This window comes from Roseibium sp. SCP14, assembly GCF_040329475.1.
Lineage (GTDB): Bacteria > Pseudomonadota > Alphaproteobacteria > Rhizobiales > Stappiaceae > Roseibium.
This window is the reverse complement of sequence record NZ_JBDZYH010000002.1, coordinates 733,718-754,841: the sequence shown is the minus strand read 5'-3', so window position 1 is coordinate 754,841 and position 21,124 is coordinate 733,718. Positions and strand designations below refer to the sequence as shown.

Genomic DNA, 21,124 nt, shown 5'->3' with positions numbered 1-21,124 from the left:
AGAACTCATGGCACAAATCAAACTCTCCAACCTGCGGCACAGCTATCAGCCCAATCCGCAAAGCGATGCGGATTATGCGCTGAAGAAGATCGACCTGACCTGGGAAGACGGCGGTGCTTATGCGCTTCTCGGACCATCGGGTTGCGGCAAGTCCACACTGCTGAACATCATTTCCGGTCTGCTTGTGCCTTCTGAAGGCAAGATCCTGTTCAACGATCAGGATGTGACGGCATTGCCGCCGGCAAAGCGCAACATTGCGCAGGTGTTCCAGTTTCCTGTCATCTACGACACCATGACCGTGTACGACAATCTGGCTTTTCCGCTTCGCAACCGCGGGCGGGATGAAGACATCGTCAAGCGCCGTGTCACTTCGATTGCCGAGATGCTGGAAGTCACCGACATGCTGTCGACGCGGGCTGCAAACCTGTCACCCGACAACAAGCAGAAGATTTCCATGGGCCGAGGCCTCGTTCGTGAAGACGTCAATGTCGTCATGTTCGATGAACCGCTGACCGTGATCGATCCGCATCTGAAATGGAAGCTTCGCTCCAAGCTGAAGGAGCTTCATCAGCGGGTGAAGGCGACCATGATCTATGTGACCCACGACCAGACCGAAGCGCTGACCTTCGCCGATCAGGTGGTGGTGATGCAGGAAGGTGAAGTCGTCCAGATCGGCACTCCCGTGGAACTGTTCGAGCGGCCCGCCCACACCTTCGTGGGTCACTTTATCGGCTCGCCGGGCATGAACGTGCTTCCCTGCGATGTCCGGGATGGCGCGGCCTTCTTCGGCGGTGAACAGATCCGCCTGGAAGGACCTGCCAGCGGGGTCAGCAACGGGGCAGCGGAAATCGGCATTCGTCCGGAGTTCGTATCCGTGTCGACCAACGGCAACGGCATTGCCGCCCAGGTTCGCAAGGTTGCGGATATCGGACGCCACAAAGTGGTGGAAGCCATTGCCCATGACAGCCGTGTTCATGCAATCCTGGACGGCGATGCACCGAGTGCCGGTGATGCCGTGAGCCTTGAATTCAAACAGTCCCAGACCCGGCTTTACAAAGACGGCTGGCTGGCAAGCACGCCAGGGGAGGGTGCCCAATGAAGACCCAAAATCAACGCGCGTGGTGGTTCGTGACGCCGGTGTTGCTGCTGGTGGCGTTCAACGCTCTCATTCCGATGATGACCGTTGTCAACTACTCGGTCCAGGAAACCTTTGGCGACAACCTGTTCTTCTGGCAGGGGTTGGACTGGTTCGAGCAGGTGCTGAAATCCGAACGTTTCCATAATGCGCTCGGCCGACAATTCTTCTTCACTTTCATGATCCTGATCATCGAGGTGCCGTTGGGGATCGCGATTGCGCTCGCCATGCCGAAGAAGGGGCCGTGGGTTCCGTTCTGTCTTGTGACGATGGCTCTGCCGATGCTGATCCCGTGGAACGTGGTCGGTGCAATGTGGAACATCTTCACTCTGCCGGACATCGGTCTGCTCGGATATTTCATGAACCACACACTGGGCATTTCCTATGACATGACCCAGGACCCGGTTGCTGCCTGGGTGACCATCATCATCATGGATGTCTGGCACTGGACATCGCTCGTGGTCCTGCTGGCCTATGCCGGTCTGGTTTCAATACCGAACGCCTATTACCAGGCTGCCGAAATCGATGGCGCTTCGAACTGGGCCATCTTCCGCTTCATCCAGCTGCCCAAGATGAAGACTGTTCTGACCATCGCGGTTCTGCTGCGCTTCATGGACAGTTTCAACATCTACACCGAGCCGTTCGTTCTGACCGGTGGCGGACCGGGTAACTCCACCACGTTGCTTTCCATCGACCTGGTGAAGATTGCTCTTGGTCAGTTCGACCTCGGTCCGGCAGCTGCCATGTCGCTCATCTACTTCGCCATCACGCTGTTCGCCTCCTGGCTGTTCTACACGCTGATGACGTTGAACGATAACAAATCCTGAGGAGAACCATCATGCGCATGAAAAGCCTGGTTCCCGCGCTTTACATCCTCTTCCTGATGTTGCCGATCTACTGGCTCGTCGCGATGAGCTTCAAGACCACGAACGAGATTCTGGCCGGGTTCTCCCTGTTTCCGCAAACCTGGACGTTTGCCAACTATATCGAGATCTTCACGGATCCGACCTGGTACTGGGGATACATCAACTCCATCATCTACGTGACGATGAACACGGTGATCTCCGTTCTGGTGGCACTGCCTGCCGCCTATGCGTTCTCGCGCTATTCCTTTGTCGGCGACAAGCAGCTGTTCTTCTGGCTGCTGACCAACCGGATGGCGCCCGCCGCCGTCTTCGCCCTGCCGTTCTTTCAGCTCTATTCGGCCGTCGGTCTGTTCGACACGCACATTGCTGTCGCGCTCGCTCACTGCCTCTTCAACGTGCCTCTGGCGGTCTGGATCCTGGAAGGGTTCATGTCGGGCGTGCCAAAGGAGCTGGATGAAACAGCCTATGTGGACGGATATTCCTTCCCGAGGTTCTTCGTGACGATCTTCCTGCCTGCGATCAAGTCCGGCGTTGGTGTCGCTGCCTTCTTCTGCTTCATGTTCTCATGGGTGGAGCTGCTGCTGGCCAAGACGCTGACTGCGGTCGCCGCCAAACCAATTGCCGCCGTGATGACCCGGACCGCTTCCTCCGCCGGTTATGAACTCGGGCTTCTGGCGGCCGCCGGGACCCTGACCATCATTCCCGGCGCCATCGTCATCTACTTTGTCCGTAACTACATTGCCAAGGGCTTTGCCCTGGGGAGGGTGTAATGCTTGGCTGGATGGCATGGACATGGCCGACGGCGCTTCTGTTTGTCGGGATCTTCACGGCTGTTGGCATCCTGACGGTTCTGGAAATCAAGTTTCCGGGTGGGGATGCCCGCCGGGGAGTTCTGGGGCTGACGACGACACGGGGCGACCGTCTCTTCATAACGTTGCTCGGAACCGCCTATATCTTCCTCGCCTGGCTGGGCCTGATCGGCTATCCGCTCTGGTGGCCACTGGCACTTAGCCTTGGCTGGGGTGTGTTCTGCTTCTGGAAGGTTTGACCATACTGCCATGCCCCTGATTGTCGGGGCATGGCATTGAATGTTTGACGACTAAAAGAATAGTAATTTTTGATTTTATGGTGCATGAATAGGTGCGTTGGGGGGAGAGGACGTCAATCAGAGACAGTCTGATATCTCTCGCTCCTGGCCACATCCATACCGCAATCGGTGCAGGGCAGTAATGAGAAAGCGTAAAAGCAACGAGTTTTTGACCGAAGTCGAACTGGAGTTCATGACCGAACTCTGGAAGCTCGGCGAGGGCTCCGTGCGGGACATCCTTGCATGTCTGCCGCCGGAGAGAAAACTGGCCTATACGTCCTGTGCCACCATCATGCGGATCCTGGATGAAAAAGGCTTCGTGGACAGCCGGAAAGAAGGCAAAACATTCATCTATTCCCCTCGGCTGACCAAGGACACCTACCAGTCCCGTTCTCTCAGAAATCTTTCTGACAAGCTGTTCGACGGCACGCCCGCATCTCTGGTGGCGCGGCTCGTTGATGAATACGAACTATCGGAGAACGATCTGGAGGAAATTAGAGCGTTGCTGGACAGGAGGAGGACAGATGACGCTACTTAACCAGGTCTTTGACATTTACATTGATCTGAACATCACGCTGGCCCTTACGGCGGTGGTGTGGTTGACGGTCAAGCTGAGTATGGCCCGCTTCGGAAGACGGCTTGCATTCACGGTGCAACTGGGACTTTTGAACGGGCTTTTTGCTGTCATCATCCTGTCTCCGGCAGTCGTTGCCGTTTATCAGCACTTGCTGGTGGTGGAAATGGTTCCCGCAGCGCTTTCGATCAATCTGGCGGATTATGCGGTCTCGCAGTACCTGCGTGGCGGCATTGCTCTTCCGGCGGAAGACTTTCAGGCGCTCCTGGGACTTCGAAGTCGCTTCACCGAGAGCATCCTGACGATGACTCCCGGTCTGGGGCTCGGCATTGCATTGTTCCTGATTGCCGGCTTCATTGGTTTTGGAACGCGACTGGTCATCAACTTCGTGCGTTTGAACCGGATGCTTTCGACCTGCCATGACTGGCGCCGGAACGGCCGGGTGCAGCTTCTGTTGTCCGACAGGGCAATTGTCCCGTTCTCGGCCCGTGGGCTCATTCGCCATTATGTCGTCGTTCCATCGGAGCTGCTGGCAAAGCCTGACGACCTGAAACTTGTCCTCAAGCACGAGTTTCAACATCTGCGTCAGGGTGATGTTGCCTGGGAAATCGGTCTGGAGCTTCTGCGGCCATTCTTCTTCTGGAATCCGTTCTTCTATGTCTGGAAGTCGGAGGTCGAGAGGCTGCGTGAGCTGGCTTGCGACCAGAAGGTTGCCGAACACAGCCAGGTCGACCTGAAGGCTTACTGCATGTGCCTGCTGCGTGCCGCGCAGGCAGGATTGCGCAAGCGGCAGGCACAGACCGCCCGTGATCGTGTGGGCAATGTCGCTTCTGTGGCCCTGCTCGAAGTGCAGGATCGTCTGCTACGCCGGTCGCCTGCCCAGAAGCTCCGGCGCCGGGTCGAAGCCCTTCTGGAAACGAACCGTCTTCGCCCGCATTGGGGGCTTGCCTGCCTTGCTGTTCTGCCGATGATCGCCGTGATCCTGCTGATCTCGATGTCCATCCAGAAACCTGCCGACTGGAGCCAGGACCGTTTGATGCTTTCTGCCATCGTCAACCTGGAGCGGCTGGAAACGATCAATTCCTTCGGGCAACGTCCGCTACGCTGATCAATCCGGGCAGCTTGCTGCCCGGCTCCTGCAGATCCCGCCGGACGCTTTGGAAGCTGCTTGATTTCAGGTGCCAATTCGGCTCTGAAAGGAGCAGCTTTTTTGAAGGTCGTTTCAGCACGTGACACAGATCGGCAAACGCGTTCGGGTAAAGGGATTGGTGCAGGGTGTGGGTTTCCGGCCGTTCGTCTGGAAGCTGGCGCGGGACCTGTCGCTGTCCGGATATGTCCTCAATGACGGGCGTGGTGTTCTGATCGAGGTGTGCGGATCTGCTGTTGCGGTCGGGACATTCCTAGACCGGTTAAGTGACGACTTGCCGGTGCTGGCGCGTATCGATCAGATCGAACTTGCTGAGATTTCCGGTGACCTGCATGCCGGCGAGTTCCTGATCCAAGAAAGTCACGAGAGCGAGGTTGCAACAGGTGCTGTTCCGGATGCCGCCACCTGTCCGGAATGCCTTGCAGAGGTCCTGAACCCGGCAGACCGCCGGCATGGATATGCGTTTGCCAATTGCACACATTGCGGGCCCCGCCTGTCGATCTTGCGGCACATTCCGTATGACCGGACCTCGACCTCCATGGCGGATTTTCCGATGTGCGAGGAGTGCCGCGCGGAATACGAAAATCCCGAAGACCGCCGGTTTCACGCGCAGCCAATCGCCTGTCCGGAATGTGGTCCAAAACTATGGTTCGAAACATCGGGTGGTGAAGCCGTTTCCGGTAATCCGGTCGCGGCCGCAGCCAATCGACTACACGCAGGAGAAATCCTGGCGATCAAGGGTCTGGGCGGATTCCAGATTGCCGTGGATGCTGGCAACGAGAGGGCCGTAGAGGAGCTGCGCCGGCGCAAGCTAAGACCGGACAAGCCTCTGGCGTTGATGGCCCGGGATCTTCATCAGATCCGCTCCTATTGCCATTTGTCCGATGAGGAGGCGGATCTGCTTGAGAGTTCCGCTGCACCGATCCTGCTTTTGCAAAAAGACGGAGAGCAGCTTGCGCACGGCATTGCAGATGGTCACGACCGGCTTGGCTTCATGTTGCCGAATACGCCTCTGCATCATCTGCTTCTTGGACAGCTCGATCGGCCGATCGTACTGACATCAGGCAACTTGTCTGAAAACCCGCAGGAGACAGACAATGACCAGGCAAGGCGCGGTCTGGAAGGAATTGTCGACGGGCTTCTGATGCACGACCGCGAGATCGTCAATCGGCTCGATGATAGTGTGCTGAGGCTCGATGGATCCGGCCCCACGGTTCTGCGCAGGGCCCGTGGCCTTGCGCCCGTACCCATTCACCTGCCGCAGACATTTGCAGCTGCGCCAAAGGTGCTTGCCATGGGAGGTGAGCTGAAGTCCGCTTTCTGTCTTTTGAACGGCCGCAATGCAGTCCTGTCGCAGCATATCGGGGATCTGGAAGATGCAGCGACATTTGCCGACTACAAGAAGATGCTGCGGCTCTACTGCGATCTCTATCAGTTCCGTCCGCAGATCGTCGCTGTCGACTGCCATCCGCAGTATCTTTCGACGACGCACGGAAAGGCGCTTGCAAAGGAGTTCGGAGCCAAACTCGTTGATGTGCAGCACCACCACGCCCACATGGCAGCCTGTCTTGCCGAACAGCAAAACCCGATGGTCCTCAGTCACCCCGTTTTCGGGTGCATACTTGATGGTCTTGGTTGGGGTGAGGACGGTACGGTCTGGGGAGGAGAATTTCTGAAAGGGAATTTGTCCGGCTTCACGCGACTGGGTCATTTCCGTCCGGTTCCCTTGCCGGGTGGAAATGCGGCGGTGCGGGAGCCCTGGAGGAACCTTGCAGCGCATCTTCACACAACTTTCGGTCCAGATTATCTCGACCGACTGCACGGAACCCGATTGCGCGATGCTGTTCAAGCAAAGCCGTTGGAACTGCTCAATCGGATGATCGAAAGAGGCGTCAATGCACCGCTGTCTTCCTCCGCTGGCCGGTTGTTTGATAGCGTTGCAGCTGCTCTCGGGATCAGGTTTGACTGTCAAAGCTACGAAGGTCAGGCTGCAATGCTTCTTGAAACTCTGGCCCGGCCGCACATGCGCACGGAGCAGGGATATCCGTTCCAGGTGTCGACGTCGCTTCCCGTCGTCATATCGTTCCAGGAGCTTTGGATGGCACTGATCGGCGATCTCAAGAGCAGTGTTTCTGCCGGAAGGATTGCAGCACGTTTCCATCTCGGATTGATCGACGGGCTGGTGTCGGCCCTGGAGCAGTCTGGTGCGCGGCCAGCCGATCGCATCGTGCTCTCCGGCGGCGCCTTTCAGAACGCCATTCTGCGTGACGGAGTAACCTCACGACTGAAAGCAAGCGGTCATGAGGTTCTGAACCAGACGCTTGTTCCTGCCAATGATGGTGGATTGGCCCTCGGTCAGGCGGTTGTTGCAGCAGCGCGCCATTTCGCACGCTGATGGGTATGCATTGATTTTCTGAAATTCATCTTCGAACCCGACACGTTGACATGCCTCATTGACCATAACCCTCTCCTTTGAAAACGTAAGGGTGTTCGAGGTTTTTATGATCGGATTGGCAGTTTCCGGTTGCATGGAGACGTCCATCCCTTTCAAATTGATTTCAGCGGTGACGCGCCGCACCTGAAAATTGGGAGAGGATGCGCCATGGAAAATGGTCGCGGTGGTTCCGGCGGGGTGAACGGCCCCGGGCGAGAAGTTGCTCCTGCATCTGCTGACGAGATCTCCAGGATCTGCGGGGCCTTCGGCAATGACAAGCATCGCATGCTGGATATTCTGCGCGAAGTGCAGGATCGGTTTCGCTGCATATCCGCGTCAAGCATGGACCTGATCGCTGCAGAAACGGACCTGACCCGGATCGAAGTCGAAGGCGTTGCAAGTTTCTATTCTTTCCTGTCACTAACTCCCAAAGGACAGATCACGGTCCGGCTGTGCGACGACATCGTGGATCGCTACGCGGGACTTGAAGCCGTCACATCCGCTTTTGAAGAAGCGCTCGGTGTTGCTGTAGGGGAAACGTCACCAGACGGCAGGTTCTCCCTGGAATACACCCCTTGCATTGGCATGTGTGATCAGGCGCCTGCCGCGATGATCAATGACGTGGTGCTGACCAGGCTGACACCTGAAACGGCGAAGGCTTGCGCCGAAGCCCTGAAGGCAGGCCAAACACCGGAACAACTTGTCAGCGATCGATTTGGCAATTTGACACCCCTCGAGCAGGCCCTGCGGATGGTGGACAACAACATCCGGCATGCAGGGGAGGTGCTGCTTGGTCCGGTGCCGGATGAGGCCGGGTTGAACAAGGCCGCAGGCATGAGGCCGACACAGATCATATCCGCAATTGAAGAAAGCGGGCTGCGCGGCTGCGGTGGGGCCGGGTTTGCCACCGGCAGAAAGTGGCGCTTTGCTGCCAGTGAACGGGCCGAGAAACACTTCGTGATCTGCAATGCGGATGAAGGCGAGCCGGGCACCTTCAAGGACCGGGTGCTTTTGACGGAGCGTCCGCATCTCGTCATTGAAGGTATGACCATTGCAGCACGCGCGGTGGGCGCGCGAGAGGGCATCCTTTATCTGCGTGGGGAATATGTCTATCTGCGCGAACACCTGGAACAGGTTCTGGAGGACCGGCGGCGGCGGGGCTTGCTGGGCCGGGACATCCTGGGCATCAAGGGCTACAATTTCGACGTTCGCCTGCAACTGGGTGCCGGTGCCTATATCTGCGGCGAGGAAGGTGCGCTGATAAGCTCCTGCGAGGGGTTGCCGGGTGAGCCGAAAACCCGTCCTCCCTTTCCCGTCAATCGCGGTTATCTCGGCTATCCGACCGTGGTCAACAACGTGGAGACCTTCTGTCATGCTGCCCGAGTTCTCGATCGCGGGGCGCAATGGTTCCATGACATGGGAACGGATGGGTCGCACGGCACCAAACTTTTTTCCATTTGCGGCGATTGCCTGAACCCCGGCATTTACGAACTGCCCTATGGACACACCGTTTGGGAAATCCTGGAACGGGTCGGCGGGGAAGATGCTGCCGCTGTGCAGGTGGGGGGACCAAGCGGCACGATGATTGCCCGCGACAGCTTTCATCGAAAACTCACTTTTGACGATCTTGCGACCGGCGGTGCAATCATCATCTTCAACGGTGAACGCAATATCCTGGAAATCGTCGAATACTACATGTCGTTCTTCGTGCATGAGAGTTGTGGCTACTGCACGCCCTGCCGGGTCGGCAATGTCTTTCTGCAGAAGGCGATCCAGAAATTCCGCAAGGGCCTCGCCAACCCGGAAGACGTTGAATACCTGAAGGATCTTTCCGGCACGATCATCGAGACCAGCCGTTGCGGCCTCGGCATGACGTCGCCCAATCCCGTTCTGACGACCCTGGAGAATTTCCCGCTTGTTTATTCGGCGGTCACCAAGCCGAACAAGGACGGCATCCGGGATACGTTCGACATCCAGTCGGCCATCGATGGCGCGCGCAAGATTGCCAAGCGCCGGTCCTACATCTTCGACAGGGATTTCACGCAATGAGCGGGACAAAGAAGGAAACCGGCTTCTCCTTCACCATCGATGGGGTGGAAGTCACGGCCTATGCGGGTCAGACGATCATGGAGGCTGCCGATGAGGTGGGCGTGTACATTCCCCGCCTGTGTGACCATCAGGGACTGCGCCACCAGGGCAGTTGCAGGGTGTGTACCGTCAAGGCAGGAGGGCGCAGCGTCGCCGCATGCACGCAACCGGCTGCCCCCGGTCAGGCAGTTGAGAACGAGACCGCGCACCTGAACAAGATGCGACGCGATCTGGTCGAGATGCTGTTTCACGAGGGCAATCACCTTTGCCCGATCTGCGAGGCCAGCGGCAATTGCGAATTGCAGGCAATGGCCTATCGACTGGACATGACGGAGACTACCCGGTTCCCCTATCTGGAGCCCTGCCGCGCGCTCGATGCCTCGCATCCCGATATCGCGCTCGATACCAATCGCTGCATCAGTTGTGGCCGCTGTATCCGGGCCTCGCAGGATGTCGATGGCAAGGGCGTTTTCGGCTATGTCGGGCGAGGCATTCACCGTCGTGTTGCCGTGAATGGCGAAAATCTGGCCGACACGGATGCGGAAATAACGGATCACGCCATCTCCAAGGAAGTCTGCCCGGTCGGCTGCATCATTCGCAAGCGTGTCGGGTTCGTCACCCCTATCGGTGAGCGCGAGTTCGACAAGGGGGTGATCGGTCACGAGATCGAGGAGAAGCGCAAATGAGCGAGCTTCCCAAGGCCCGGATCGCGACCGCCTCGCTGGCAGGGTGTTTCGGCTGCCACATGGCTATCCTGGACATAGACGAGCGCCTGATCGAGTTGATGAAGCTGGTGGAGGTCGACCGGTCACCTCTGACCGACAAGAAGCGGTTCACCGAGCGCTGTGACATCGGCATCATCGAAGGGGGCTGTTGCAACGAGGAAAACGTGCATGTGCTGCAGGACTTCCGGCGCAATTGCGATACGTTGATCGCGCTCGGACAGTGCGCGATCATGGGAGGGCTTCCCGCCATGCGAAACGCGATCATGCATTCCGATGCGCCTTTGCGCGAATGCCTGGACGAGGCCTATATCACCGGCCGTTACATCCGCAACACCACCCACAACGTGCCCAATGATCCAGCACTGCCGCTCCTGCTCGATGAGGTTTATCCCTGCAGCGAGGTGGTTCAAATCGACTATCAGATACCGGGATGCGCACCGAGTGGCGATATCATTTTTGACACGCTTTCCAAGCTGCTGACCGGAAGGTTCCGCGGCTTTGAACCTGAAATGATCAAGTTCGACTAGGCAGGGAGATCAAGATGGCTGAACCCAGAATGATTGAAATCTCTCCGGTCACCCGGGTGGAGGGCCACGGCAAGGTGACCATTCATCTGGATGGTGAAAACAATGTCGAAGAGGCACGTCTGCATATTGTCGAATTCCGGGGTTTTGAACGATTCATCCGTGGGCGGCTGATGTGGGAAGTGCCGGTCATCGTCCAACGGCTCTGCGGCATCTGTCCTGTAAGTCATCACCTGGCTGCGGCAAAGGCCATGGACATGATCGCAGGTGTCGACCAGCTGACACCGACCGGGGAAAAAATGCGTCGGTTGATGCATTACGGTCAGGTGATGCAAAGCCACGTCCTGCATTTCTTCCATCTTGCAGCGCCGGACCTTCTGTTCGGTTTCGGTGCGCCGGCTGAAAAGCGCAATATTTTTGAGGTGATCAAGGAAAAACCTGAGTTGGGCAAGCGCGCTGTACTGATGCGCAAGTATGGTCAGGAAATCATCGAGGCGACGGCGGGCAAGAAAATCCACGGAACCGGCGCTGTCCCCGGAGGCATCAACAGGAACCTCAGCATTCAGCAGCGCGATCATTTTCTGGGGTCCATCGACGAGATGATCGAGTGGGCATTGGATGCGGTCAAGATTGCGCGCGATTACACTTTGGAGCACGAGGATCTCGTGGCCGAATTCGGCTCATTTCCTTCCAACTACATGTCCCTGGTGCGCGAAGGTGACGGTGCCCTGGACCTTTACCACGGCAATTTACGGGCGCTGAGTTCCACTGGTGACATGATCTTCGATCAGATGCCTTACACCCGTTATCACGAGCTGATCGTGGAGGATGTTCGTTCCTGGTCGTACATGAAGTTCCCGTTCATTACCGAACTTGGACCCGAGGCTGGGTGGTACCGGGTCGGGCCTCTGGCCCGTATGAACACGGCAAGCTTCATCGATACCCCTCTGGCCGAAGTGGCGCACAAGGACCTGAAAGCGGTCACCGGCGGATCGCCGAACAATTCGACACTTGCAAATCACTGGGCGCGCATGATCGAGGTTCTGCATTGCGTTGAGAAGATCCGCGAACTGCTGAACGACCCTGACCTGCAGGGGACGGATCTGATCGCCAAGGGTGATCGCCGTGAAGAAGGGATCGGCGTCATTGAAGCGCCACGCGGCAATCTGATCCATCACTACCGGGTCGATGAGCATGACCAGGTCACCTACTGCAATCTGATTGTCTCGACGACCCACAACAACGAAGGCATGAACCGGGCCGTCAAGGATGTCGCCGTCAAGCATCTGTCCGGTCACGAGACGATCACCGAAGGCATGCTCAACCATGTCGAGGTGGCGATCCGGGCTTATGATCCGTGTCTGTCCTGCGCGACCCACGCACTCGGCCAGATGCCGCTGCAGGTGGAATTGTTCGGCGCGGACGGAGGTTTGGTCGACAGCAGGACACAGTCGATTTGAGCGCAACGGGAGACTGAGTGGACCACAAAACACCGTAAGAAACACAGGCAGGTTCAGGCGAAAGATGCTTCTGATCGGATATGGAAATCCAGGACGCGGGGATGACGGGCTTGGCCCGGCTTTTTCAGAAAGCATGGCCGCGCGCGGTCTGCCCGAGCTGGAGGTCGATACCGATTATCAACTGTTTGCTGAACATGCGCTGGCGGTGTCCGCTCATGATCTGGTGGTGTTTGTGGACGCTGAAATTGGCAGGCAGGAGAGCTTCTCGTTCACAGAACTCGAGCCGGGTTCTCCTGAAATACTGGGGAGCCACAGTTTCACACCGGAGACGGTTCTGGCCCTTTCGGCAACTTTGTACGGAGCTTCGCCGCGTTCCTTCATTCTCGGGATAACCGGATATGATTTTGGCGACGTCAAAGAAGGGCTTTCGGAAAAAGCGGCTGCGAATCTGGCAGAAGCTGAAGCCTTTTTTCTGAAATGGCTGCAGGAACAGACGTCCGAAAAGGAGGCGGCGCATGCATGAAATGTCATTGTGCGAAAGCATCCTGGATATTTTGAAAGATCGGGCAGCCAAGGACCGTTTCAAGCAAGTGCGGCGTGTCTGCGTCGACATCGGACCGCTCTCCTGTGTTGAGCCGGACGCTCTCCGGTTCGGCTTTGACGTGGTCATGAAAGGGTCTCTAGCGGAAGGTGCGGTGCTTGAAATTTCCAGGCCACCGGCTGAGGCACTCTGCCTGTCCTGCTTCAAGACGGTGCCGGTCCGGCAGCGGTTCGACACTTGCCCGGAATGCGGTTCGGAGACGCTGCAGGTCACCAGCGGAGAAGAACTGAAAATTCGCGAATTGGAGGTGGTGTGATGTGTACCGTTTGTGGTTGCGGCGACACGCACGAACACATACACGAAAAGGGCCACGTTCACTTCGGTCAAGACGAGGCCGGAGTGTCGGCGCCGGGGATGAGCCAGTCGCGGCTCATTCAGGTCGAGGCCGATATTCTGGGCAAGAACAAAACCTATGCCGAGCGTAACAGGCAGCACTTCATTGACAAAGGAGTGCTCGCGCTCAACCTGGTATCCAGCCCGGGATCAGGCAAGACCACGCTCCTCGTGGAGACGTTGGAGAGACTGAAGGGGGAAGTGCCGGTTGCTGTTGTCGAGGGCGATCAGCAAACCTCCAACGATGCCGATCGCATTCGGGCGACCGGTGCACCTGCCGTGCAGATCAACACCGGCAAGGGGTGTCATCTCGATGCTCATATGGTCGGGCATGCGCTGGAGAAACTGCCACTGGAAGGAGGTGGTGTTCTCTTTGTCGAAAATGTCGGCAATCTGGTCTGTCCTGCTGCGTTCGACCTCGGTGAGGCCTTCAGGGTCGTGATCCTTTCGGTCACGGAAGGAGAAGACAAGCCGTTGAAGTATCCGGATATTTTCGCGAGTGCAAACGTGATGGTCCTCAACAAGACGGATCTGCTTCCCCATCTCGATTTTAGTGTCGAAGACGCGATTGCCAATGCAAAACGCATCAACCGGGCAATCAGAATTCTTCAGGTTTCCGCACGCACTGGCGAAGGCATGCAAGACTGGCTCGACTGGCTAAGGAGCGCACTTGCATCGCAGATGGCAGGCACGTCCCACGGACAAGCTGCCGAATAGGAGTTTCAATCATGTGTCTTGCCATTCCTGCCAGGGTTGTTTCCGTTGACGCCGATGATATGGCGACCGTTGCATTGGAAGGTATCCGCAAACCCGTTTCGACAGCGCTGCTGGAGGACGTGACTGTTGGAGACTATGTCCTCGTTCATGTTGGGTATGCCCTGCACAAGCTCAGTGAAGAAGAAGCCGAACGAACGTTGCGGCTGATGGCAGAAGCCGGAGTGCTGGCTGACGAACTGGAGGAATTGGCAGCGGATGCCTCGGCGGAGGCAACCTCATGAAATATGTCAGCGAATTTCGAGACGGTTCCCTGGCGCGGAAGCTGGCAAGCGCGATTGCCAAGGAAGCGAGATCTGATCGCGTCTATCATCTGATGGAGTTTTGCGGAGGGCATACCCACGCGATCTTTCGGTATGGGGTTCAGGATCTGGTTCCGGAGAACGTGAACTTTGTGCATGGACCGGGGTGTCCGGTCTGCGTCCTGCCGGTTCGGCGGCTCGATGATGCGATTGAACTTGCGCTGCATCATGACGTGATCCTGTGCACCTACGGCGACATGATGCGTGTGCCGGGTACGAAACAGAAAAGCCTGATCAAGGCCAAGGCGGAAGGTGCTGACATCCGCATGGTCTATTCCACGCAGGATGTCCTCAAGATCGCCCGGGAAAATCGCGGCCGCGAGGTTGTCTTCTTTGCCATCGGATTTGAGACGACAACACCACCAACGGCAGTCGCCTTGTTGCAGGCGAAAGCAGAAGGCCTGACGAACTTTTCCGTGTTCTGCAATCACGTGCTGACGCCTCCAGCCATCACGCATATCGTCAGGGCTCCGGTCGAACCGGGAGAGACACCGGTTCGGATCGACGGATTTCTTGGCCCCTCCCATGTCAGTTCCATTATCGGATCTGAGCCTTACGAACCGGCTGCGCGAGACTTCAGGAAGCCGGTGGTTATTGCAGGTTTCGAACCGCTGGATGTCATGCAATCGACGTTGATGTTGATCCGTCAGATCAATGAGGGACGGCACGAGGTGGAAAACCAGTACACGCGTGTTGTCACGCGTGAAGGAAATCGCAAGGCTCAGGACATCGTCGCAAGTGTTCTGGAACTGCGCAGGGAATTTGAGTGGCGTGGGCTGGGCACCGTGCCTGAAAGTGCATTGAAAATCCGGGAGGGTTTTTCAGAATTCGATGCGGAAAAACGTTTCACCATCAGTGCGAAACAGTCCCGCGAGGTGAAGTCCTGCGAGTGCCCTGCAGTTCTGCGCGGTGTCAAGAAACCGACGGACTGCAAGCTTTTCGGCACCACCTGCACTCCTGAAAATCCGGTTGGCGCCTGTATGGTGTCTTCAGAAGGCGCCTGCGCAGCCTATTGGACCTACGGGCGAAAACGTGCAGCGGGAGCTGTTCCCCGGGGAGCTGCTGCATGAGCGAACACGAAAGGTCCTCAGGTCCGGCATCCGGCACCGTGGACATGACCCATGGCGGCGGCGGGCGCGCAATGGCAGATCTTATCGAAGATCTGTTTCATCGCCATCTCAAGAACCCCGTTCTGGATCAAGGGCATGATGCAGCCGTTCTTGAAATGCCTTCCGGCCGGCTGGTGGTTTCGACGGATGCGCATGTGGTCTCGCCACTTTTCTTTCCAGGTGGCGACATCGGTTCGCTGTCGGTGCACGGAACGTTGAACGATGTGGCGATGGCCGGTGCCAGACCGTTATCCCTGACCGCCAGTTTCATTCTGGAAGAGGGGTTTCCGCTGGCAGACCTGGAACGGATCGTCATCTCCATGGCGAACGCTGCGCGCGAGGCGAGGGTCCCTGTCGTTTCCGGGGATACCAAGGTGGTGGAAAAGGGAAAGGGCGACGGTGTTTTCATTACCACCACGGGGATTGGGGTCCTGGCCGACGGCGTTTCCATTTCTCCGATGAGAGCAAAGCCCGGGCAGGCGGTGTTGATCTCAGGTTCCATTGGTGACCACGGCGTTGCCATTCTTTCAAAGCGTGAGAACCTGGAGTTCGAAACGGAAATATGTTCCGACAGCGCCGCCCTTCACGGTCTTGTTGGAGACCTGATCGAGGCCGTGCCGGGCATATCGGTGTTGCGGGATCCCACCCGCGGAGGGCTTGCAACGGCGCTCAACGAGATTGCACACGCATCCGGCGTGGGGGTTGTGTTGAACGAAGAGGCCATTCCCGTGCGGGCAGATGTCGCTGCGGCTTGTGAGCTGTTGGGGCTTGATCCGCTCTATGTCGCCAATGAAGGCAAGCTGGTCTGCATCTGTGACGCTGCCGATGCCGCGAGGTTGCTGGAGATCATGCACGCCCATCCGCTCGGTCAGCAAGCGGCGCAGATAGGCCAAGTCATTGAAGACAATGACCACATGGTCGTCATGCAAACCGGTTTTGGCGGTGCGCGGGTGGTGGACTGGCTATCCGGTGAGCAACTGCCCAGGATCTGCTGACGGTCTGGACATTGCCAAGCGGCAATCAGATGTCGGGACCTGCCAATCGGCCCTCGGAGGACGGGTCAACTTCGTTTCTAAGGGCTTCAAGCGCGCGCATGCGTTCCTGGGCCCGTTGCTGGTTCTGTCTTGTCACCCCGGCAATCAACACCTCGGCGATCGCCATCAGTGCAAGGGACGAATCCCATGGTGAGGGCACTGCAACCCTTGCCGGAAGCACGTAGCTTGCAATCCGACCGATCGGGGACATCCAGCTGTCGGTGACCAGGGCGACTGTTGATCCTTGTTTGGCAGCTGCTTCCGCAAACTGGATGATTTCCGCTTGATAGCGCCTGATATCGAAGACCAGAATGACGTCCTTGGGTCCCATGCCAAGCAGCTGGTCGAGCCAATTGCCCTGCTGGCCGGCAATGTGAGTGACGTTGGAGCGGACGATCCGGAGATGCGCGGCCATGTATCTGGCCAGACCATCGGTAAAACGGCCGCCGATCAGATGAATGGTCTTGCGCTCGTCAGACAGCAGTTTGACCAGGCTTTCAAGTTCGCCCTTCGGCAGGTGGGCGAAGGTCTCGCGTACGTTCTCAAGCAGCTGGCTGACATGGGGGTCGCCGTCCGGATCTTCCGGCATGCTGGCGCTGCGGGCGAGAGGGGAATTGAGCTGGCTCTGCAGTTCTCCGCGCAATTTCTTCTGGAACTCTGCAAAGCCCGGAAACCCCAGTCTGCCGACAAAACGCAGGATGGTGGGAGAGCTGACCCCGGCTGCCTCCGCGAATTGCGCAACCGTCCCGAGGCCCTGCATCGGATAGTTGGCCATCAGTGCATGTGCCGCCTTCTTTTCAGTGGTTGTGAATTCGTCAAGTCGGTCGCGAATGTCTTCCAAAAGAGGGCGTTCCATGAGCCTGTTCCCCAAAAGCGTTTTTGCGATCCGTTCTGTCGAATTTCATTTGACAGCGGCATCAATCTGCGTATCAAATATTACAGATCTTGGTTTTGTCGGCAATCCTGTAATAAACATTACAAACTTGCCAACCTGAAATGATCGGGGAGTGGGGAATGGGAGTGAGCCCTCAGACAGGCGGAATGGCCAGGGCTGTCGCAGTTGAAAACGCAGAAGGGACGGGCCCTTTTGTGATCTTGTGCGATCATGCTTCCAATTTCTTTCCGCCTCCCTATGACGAATCTCTCGGTGTTTCCGATACGGACAAATCAGCTCACATTGCCTGGGATCCGGGTGCGTTGGGCGTGGCCAAGGGTTTGGCAGAGCAGCTCGACGCTCCTTTGGTCTACACAACGATTTCCCGGCTGGTCATCGACTGTAACAGGGAAGAGAACCGGACCGATCTGATTCCCAGCATGAGCGAAACGACGCAGATTGCCGGCAATTGCGATCTTTCCGAAGACGAAAAGAACTTCCGCCTAGATCTGGTGCACCGGCCGTTTCACAACGCGATCGACAAGGTGCTCGACCAGCGCAAGGAGCGGGGGGTGCCGTCGGCTGTCGTCTCCATCCACTCCTTCACGCCGGTCTTCAAAGGCAATAGCAGGCCTTGGGAAATCGGGCTGATCTACGACAATGACCGTCGCCTGGCCGATCCCGTTCTGGCGGGCCTGAAGGAGCGCGGCGACCTGACTGTCGGGGACAACGAACCCTATGCTCCTTCTGACGGGGTCTATTACACCATCAGGCGTCATGGCGAAGATCGGCATTTGCCTTGCCTGATGATAGAAATCCGCAACGACGAAGTGAAAACGGCGGAGGAAGAAGCGCGGTGGACCGAAATGCTGGCACCTATCCTGACCCGGGCAGCACAGTCCGGATCCGCAAATGCCGGAGGAGGTACTGATGCTTAAAGCTGCCTGCTTCTATGTCCGCATGGTGGACGGTTTCAACCGCCGTCTCGGCAAGATCATCATGTGGGGCGTTTTCGTCATGGCCGGCATTCTGCTCTGGTCCTCCATTTCGAAGACGTTCTTCAACCCCTCGCTCTGGACCCTGGAAGTCGCGCAATTCGCGATGGTGGCCTACTACATTCTCGGCGGACCTTACTCGATCCAACTTGGGTCCAATGTCAGGATGGATCTTTTTTACGCCGAGTGGAGCTTGAAGAAGAAAGCCTGGTTTGATGCGTTCACGGTGCTGCTGTTGCTTTTCTATCTTGGAGTGCTTCTTTACGGCGCTCTGAATTCAACTGCCTATTCGCTGGGATATTTCGGCAAGGAACCCTTCGTCTTCTATTGGGATCTGATCACTGCCTTCGTCACCGGCGGGCCGGAAGCCGCAAGTGAGAAGCTCGGGTATATCGAACGCAGCCCCACCGCCTGGAGGCCCTATCTCTGGCCGATCAAGATCGTCATGATTTTCGGATTTTTCCTTATGCTTCTTCAGTGTGTTGCTGAACTTTTGAAAGATATCGCCCGGATCAAGGGAGTGACGATCTGATGTCCTATGAGATGATCGCTCTTCTCATGTTCTCGTCGATGATGCTGATGCTCCTGACAGGGCAACGGGTCTTCGGTGCTATCGGCGGTATTGCCGCAATCGCTGCATTGGCGCTCTGGGGCACGGGTGGTGGTGACATTCCGTTCTCGGCGGCAATGAAGCTGATGAAATGGTATCCGCTGCTGACGCTGCCGATGTTTATTTTCATGGGTTACGTTCTGTCGGAAACCAAGATCGCCGACGACCTCTACAAGATGTTTCATGTCTGGATGGGGCCGATAAACGGCGGGCTGGCCATCGGCACAATCCTGCTGATGGTCCTGATCTCGGCGATGAACGGTCTTTCGGTTGCGGGCATGGCCATCGGCGCGACCATCGCATTGCCGGAACTTTTGAAACGAAAATACGACAAGCGCATGGTCACGGGGGTGATTCAGGCAGGGTCGTCGCTCGGCATTCTCGTACCGCCATCGGTGGTTCTCGTGCTTTATGCCATGATTGCACGCGCACCTGTTGGTCAGCTCTGGCTGGCGGGCATCATGCCGGGCCTGATGATGGCCGGCATGTTCGTCGTCTATATCGCGGTTCGTTGCAGAATTCAGCCGGAACTCGGTCCGGCTCTCAGCGAAGACGAACGTGAAGCATCCAAGGACGAGAAGTACCATCTGCTGCTCGCAGGAATTCTGCCGATCGTGATTTTTGCCGCCATGATGGTGCCTTTCGTGATGGGCAAGACCAGCCTTGTGGAGGCCTCGGCCATCGGTGCAATGACGGCGTTGCTGGCGTCCATCATCCGCCGCCGGATGACCTTCGACATCCTGATTCTGTGTCTGAAGAACACGCTCGGCATTTCGTGCATGTTCATGTGGATCATCTTGGCAGCGCTCGGCTTCGGCGCCGTCTTTGATGGTCTGGGCGCCGTGAAGGCGATCGAGAACCTCTTCACCGATCAGCTCGGACTGTCGCCCTGGATGATCCTCATCCTGATGCAGCTGTCCTTCCTGGTCATGGGAACGTTTCTCGATGACACGGCCATGCTGGTGATCGTTGCGCCGCTCTATGTGCCTCTGGTGGGAACGCTGGACCTTGGCATGCCTCGAAATGAAGTGCTGATCTGGTACGGTGTTCTCTACACGATCACCACGCAGATCGCCTATATGACGCCGCCCTTTGGCTACAATCTGTTTTTGATGCGGGCCATGGCGCCCAAGGACATCACGATGCGGGACATTTACGGGTCGATCACACCCTTTGTCCTGGTGATGGCATTGGCACTGGTGCTCGTAATGGCATTCCCGCAAATCGCGCTTTGGCTGCCAGAGGCAATCTACGGCAGGTAAGGGCGCGCGCGGGACAATAAAAAGAATATCCGGAGGAAACGGATTTTAATGGCGGATTGAACAGAACCGGAAAACGGTCGGCCGCAGTGAATTTGAACCGAAACCTAGGGGAACTGAGATGAAGAACAGACGTGATTTTCTGAAAAAAGCCGGCTTTGGCGCGGCAGCAGCAGCTGGCGCAACCACGCTCGCAGCACCTGCCGTTCACGGCCAGTCGCCGATCAAGTGGCGCTTGCAGACCTACGCCGGTCCTGCTCTTGCCGAGCACGTGATCAAGCCGCATATCGACGCCTTCAACAAGGCGGCAAATGGCGAAATGGAAATCGAGCTTTACACCGCTGACCAGCTGGTCCCGACCGGCGAGCTGTTCCGCGCGATGCAGCAGGGCACGATTGACGCCGTCCAGTCCGATGACGACTCCATGGCGTCGCCGACCGAACTGACCGTTTTCGGTGGCTACTTCCCGTTTGCTTCCCGTTACTCCCTCGATGTGCCGGTACTGTTCAACCAGTACGGCCTGAAGGAAATCTGGGAAGAGGAATATGCCAAGGTCGGCGTGAAGCACATTTCCGCCGGTGCATGGGATCCCTGCCACTTCGCGACCAAGGACCCGATCCGCTCCCTGGAAGACCTGCAGGGCAAGCGCGTCTTTACCTTCCCGACGGCGGGCCGGTTCCTGAGCCAGTTCGGCGTCGTGCCGGTGACGCTGCCTTGGGAAGATATTGAGGTTGCCGTGCAGACCGGCGAACTCGACGGCGTTGCCTGGTCCGGCATCACCGAAGACTACACCGTTGGCTGGGCAGACGTGACCAACTACTTCCTGACCAACAACATCTCCGGTGCATGGGCCGGATCGTTCTTTGCCAACCAGGAGCGTTGGAACGAACTGCCGGATCATCTGAAAACCATGCTTCAGCTGGCAATGGATGCGTCTCACTACTATCGCCAGTGGTGGTACTGGGGCGGTGAAGCAGCCCTGCGCGTCAACGGCACCAAGATGGAACTGACGTCCATTCCGGATGCGCAGTGGGCGACCGTTGAAGAAGCCGCCACAGCCTTCTGGGATGAAATCGCTTCCGAGTCCCCGTTGAAGGCAAAAGTTGTCGACATCTTCAAGAAATACAATGCCGACATGCAGAAAGCTGGGCGTCCTTACCGCTACAGCTGATGAGGCCCAGGTCACGCCGGTT

General features: G+C 57.4%; 22 protein-coding genes. 21 read left to right on the top strand and 1 reads right to left on the bottom strand.

Annotated elements, in window-relative coordinates:
• Positions 1 to 7: 7 nt before the first annotated feature.
• From ABLQ08_RS10720 to hypE, 17 genes are all read left to right on the top strand, one after another.
• Positions 8 to 1,099, top strand: a complete 1,092-nt coding sequence (locus ABLQ08_RS10720; RefSeq protein ID WP_352941655.1) for an ABC transporter ATP-binding protein — start codon at positions 8 to 10, stop codon at positions 1,097 to 1,099.
• The gene (locus ABLQ08_RS10715) at positions 1,096 to 1,962 is read left to right on the top strand and encodes a carbohydrate ABC transporter permease (RefSeq protein WP_352941652.1); all 867 of its coding nucleotides are present in this window, start codon (positions 1,096 to 1,098) and stop codon (positions 1,960 to 1,962) included. The genes ABLQ08_RS10720 and ABLQ08_RS10715 overlap by 4 nt, the downstream gene beginning before the upstream one ends.
• 11 nt (positions 1,963 to 1,973) lie before the next feature.
• On the top strand, positions 1,974 to 2,771 hold the full coding sequence (locus tag ABLQ08_RS10710) for a carbohydrate ABC transporter permease (protein ID WP_352941649.1): 798 nt from the start codon (positions 1,974 to 1,976) through the stop codon (positions 2,769 to 2,771).
• Positions 2,771 to 3,049: a DUF2160 domain-containing protein gene (locus ABLQ08_RS10705; protein WP_352941646.1), complete on the top strand. Its 279-nt coding sequence runs from the start codon at positions 2,771 to 2,773 to the stop codon at positions 3,047 to 3,049. Before ABLQ08_RS10710 ends, ABLQ08_RS10705 begins: the two co-directional genes overlap by 1 nt.
• Before the next feature lie 181 nt (positions 3,050 to 3,230).
• Entirely contained in the window at positions 3,231 to 3,626 is a 396-nt protein-coding gene (locus ABLQ08_RS10700) for a BlaI/MecI/CopY family transcriptional regulator (protein ID WP_352941643.1), read from the top strand.
• Positions 3,613 to 4,770 (top strand): M56 family metallopeptidase, encoded by a 1,158-nt coding sequence (locus ABLQ08_RS10695; protein WP_352941640.1) that lies wholly within the window; start codon positions 3,613 to 3,615, stop codon positions 4,768 to 4,770. The genes ABLQ08_RS10700 and ABLQ08_RS10695 overlap by 14 nt, the downstream gene beginning before the upstream one ends.
• Positions 4,771 to 4,891: 121 nt before the next feature.
• A complete protein-coding gene (gene hypF, locus ABLQ08_RS10690) occupies positions 4,892 to 7,204 on the top strand; it encodes a carbamoyltransferase HypF (protein ID WP_352941637.1) in 2,313 nt (770 codons plus the stop codon).
• A gap of 207 nt (positions 7,205 to 7,411) precedes the next feature.
• The gene (locus ABLQ08_RS10685; RefSeq protein WP_352941634.1) at positions 7,412 to 9,292 is read left to right on the top strand and encodes an NAD(P)H-dependent oxidoreductase subunit E; all 1,881 of its coding nucleotides are present in this window, start codon (positions 7,412 to 7,414) and stop codon (positions 9,290 to 9,292) included.
• Positions 9,289 to 10,017, top strand: a complete 729-nt coding sequence (locus ABLQ08_RS10680) for a 2Fe-2S iron-sulfur cluster-binding protein (protein WP_352941632.1) — start codon at positions 9,289 to 9,291, stop codon at positions 10,015 to 10,017. The genes ABLQ08_RS10685 and ABLQ08_RS10680 overlap by 4 nt, the downstream gene beginning before the upstream one ends.
• The gene (locus ABLQ08_RS10675) at positions 10,014 to 10,583 is read left to right on the top strand and encodes an NADP oxidoreductase (protein ID WP_352941629.1); all 570 of its coding nucleotides are present in this window, start codon (positions 10,014 to 10,016) and stop codon (positions 10,581 to 10,583) included. The genes ABLQ08_RS10680 and ABLQ08_RS10675 overlap by 4 nt, the downstream gene beginning before the upstream one ends.
• A 14-nt stretch (positions 10,584 to 10,597) precedes the next feature.
• The gene (locus ABLQ08_RS10670; protein WP_352941626.1) at positions 10,598 to 12,040 is read left to right on the top strand and encodes a Ni/Fe hydrogenase subunit alpha; all 1,443 of its coding nucleotides are present in this window, start codon (positions 10,598 to 10,600) and stop codon (positions 12,038 to 12,040) included.
• Positions 12,041 to 12,104: 64 nt separating this feature from the next.
• Positions 12,105 to 12,563 carry a hydrogenase maturation protease gene (locus tag ABLQ08_RS10665; protein ID WP_352941623.1) on the top strand — a complete coding sequence of 153 codons (459 nt, stop codon included), beginning with the start codon at positions 12,105 to 12,107 and terminating at the stop codon, positions 12,561 to 12,563.
• Entirely contained in the window at positions 12,556 to 12,897 is a 342-nt protein-coding gene (gene hypA, locus ABLQ08_RS10660; protein WP_352941620.1) for a hydrogenase maturation nickel metallochaperone HypA, read from the top strand. Before ABLQ08_RS10665 ends, hypA begins: the two co-directional genes overlap by 8 nt.
• The gene (gene hypB / locus ABLQ08_RS10655) at positions 12,897 to 13,691 is read left to right on the top strand and encodes a hydrogenase nickel incorporation protein HypB (protein WP_352941617.1); all 795 of its coding nucleotides are present in this window, start codon (positions 12,897 to 12,899) and stop codon (positions 13,689 to 13,691) included. The genes hypA and hypB overlap by 1 nt, the downstream gene beginning before the upstream one ends.
• 11 nt (positions 13,692 to 13,702) lie before the next feature.
• Positions 13,703 to 13,972 carry a HypC/HybG/HupF family hydrogenase formation chaperone gene (locus tag ABLQ08_RS10650; protein ID WP_352941614.1) on the top strand — a complete coding sequence of 90 codons (270 nt, stop codon included), beginning with the start codon at positions 13,703 to 13,705 and terminating at the stop codon, positions 13,970 to 13,972.
• Entirely contained in the window at positions 13,969 to 15,120 is a 1,152-nt protein-coding gene (hypD, locus tag ABLQ08_RS10645; RefSeq protein WP_352941611.1) for a hydrogenase formation protein HypD, read from the top strand. Before ABLQ08_RS10650 ends, hypD begins: the two co-directional genes overlap by 4 nt.
• Entirely contained in the window at positions 15,117 to 16,154 is a 1,038-nt protein-coding gene (hypE, locus tag ABLQ08_RS10640) for a hydrogenase expression/formation protein HypE (protein ID WP_352941609.1), read from the top strand. Before hypD ends, hypE begins: the two co-directional genes overlap by 4 nt.
• A 25-nt stretch (positions 16,155 to 16,179) precedes the next feature.
• Here the strand turns inward: hypE and ABLQ08_RS10635 are convergent, their stop codons facing one another.
• A complete protein-coding gene (locus ABLQ08_RS10635) occupies positions 16,180 to 17,049 on the bottom strand; it encodes a MurR/RpiR family transcriptional regulator (RefSeq protein ID WP_352941606.1) in 870 nt (289 codons plus the stop codon).
• Between the two features lie 158 nt (positions 17,050 to 17,207).
• Here ABLQ08_RS10635 and ABLQ08_RS10630 point away from each other — a divergent pair, with 158 nt between their 5' ends.
• The 4 genes from ABLQ08_RS10630 to ABLQ08_RS10615 all read left to right on the top strand — a co-directional run bounded on the left by ABLQ08_RS10630 (position 17,208) and on the right by ABLQ08_RS10615 (position 21,102).
• Positions 17,208 to 18,005: an N-formylglutamate amidohydrolase gene (locus ABLQ08_RS10630; protein ID WP_352941603.1), complete on the top strand. Its 798-nt coding sequence runs from the start codon at positions 17,208 to 17,210 to the stop codon at positions 18,003 to 18,005.
• Positions 17,998 to 18,594, top strand: a complete 597-nt coding sequence (locus ABLQ08_RS10625) for a TRAP transporter small permease subunit (RefSeq protein ID WP_352941601.1) — start codon at positions 17,998 to 18,000, stop codon at positions 18,592 to 18,594. The genes ABLQ08_RS10630 and ABLQ08_RS10625 overlap by 8 nt, the downstream gene beginning before the upstream one ends.
• Positions 18,594 to 19,934, top strand: coding sequence for a TRAP transporter large permease (locus tag ABLQ08_RS10620; RefSeq protein ID WP_352941598.1), 1,341 nt, complete (start codon positions 18,594 to 18,596; stop codon positions 19,932 to 19,934). Before ABLQ08_RS10625 ends, ABLQ08_RS10620 begins: the two co-directional genes overlap by 1 nt.
• Positions 19,935 to 20,052: 118 nt before the next feature.
• A complete protein-coding gene (locus ABLQ08_RS10615; protein ID WP_352941595.1) occupies positions 20,053 to 21,102 on the top strand; it encodes a TRAP transporter substrate-binding protein in 1,050 nt (349 codons plus the stop codon).
• The last annotated feature ends 22 nt before the right edge of the window (positions 21,103 to 21,124 follow it).